This window comes from Microcoleus sp. Pol7_A1, from assembly GCF_036701085.1.
In the GTDB taxonomy this organism is placed as follows: Bacteria; Cyanobacteriota; Cyanobacteriia; order Cyanobacteriales; family Microcoleaceae; genus Microcoleus; species Microcoleus asticus.
In genome coordinates this window covers 1-1,047 of sequence record NZ_JAUBQD010000175.1, presented here as the reverse complement: position 1 = coordinate 1,047, position 1,047 = coordinate 1, and the positions used below count along the sequence as shown (strand labels likewise).

General features: G+C 42.6%; 1 pseudogene. It reads right to left on the bottom strand.

Annotated features, from left to right (window positions below):
* Positions 1 to 1,047 (bottom strand): annotated as a pseudogene (locus QUA20_RS31860) (ISAs1 family transposase); the annotation flags it as partial.

Genomic DNA, 1,047 nt, shown 5'->3' with positions numbered 1-1,047 from the left:
ACTTGAGAATTTGCATCATATAGTCATTGTTCATCGCAGCCCTTTTTCTTTTTTGTCGCAGGCTACGCTGGAGAGTTGTTTCTTGATTCACCGCATTAAGTGCTATTCGTCTTACCAAAGCGAAGTTCTGGGGGCTGTTTAACGAACGAATCCGGGATTTGTCTTCATTAAAGGTCACATCTAAACTCCAATGCACTTGGTTTTCAATACCCCAGTGTTGACGAATAGCACGACCATTCCGCTTTAGCATCTACTGGTAAAGAGCTTAGATAAAACTGCACTTCGTGAGTGGTTTTATTCCACAGATGACGAACTCTTTCAACTATAACAATAGTGCGCAAGCCAGCCCATTGCTCTTGCTTGTAAAGTCCTCCGAGTTTGGCAACTGATACCGCCCAGACTTTTCGAGTTTCGAGGCGATGATGTCCCTTTTCGGTTCGGGAATCATAACTCATTTCAATCCCCATGAAATCCTGAGTTTTTGCAGTCTCAAACCAGGATTTTACTTGATTGTAAAGAGTGGGATGATTGCTTTTTAGTGCCACGACATAATCGGCTTTTTTCTGACGGATCAGTCGGACTATTTCTGTTTGAGTCCCCATCGCATCAATGGTGATAATCGCTCCGGCAATGTCGATTAGTTCTAGTAGGGCTGGAATTGCTGTAATTTCATTGGAATGGTCTTCTACTTTGACTTGCCCGAGTACCAAACGCTGTTCGCTCGCCCAAGCTGTCACTAAATGTAAGTTTTTTAAACCTTTCTCTCGATCGTAAGAACCTCGCAAACTTTTGCCATCTATCGGAATGATTTCTTGGACAACTGAACCCATAATTTGTTGCAGCCATTGCGATAATTTATCCTCTAAAACTTTCGGATCTAGCTTTTCAAATACAAGGGCGGAATGTATCATCGCTGGGGATGCCATTGGGTAATTCTAAAAATTCTTCACGCCCATTGCTGCTTGCTGAGTCCATAATTTTCGATGTCTTCCCACCCATCAGCTCCGGCAATTGTAGCTAAGATGGTAATTACAAGAATGTCTTTAA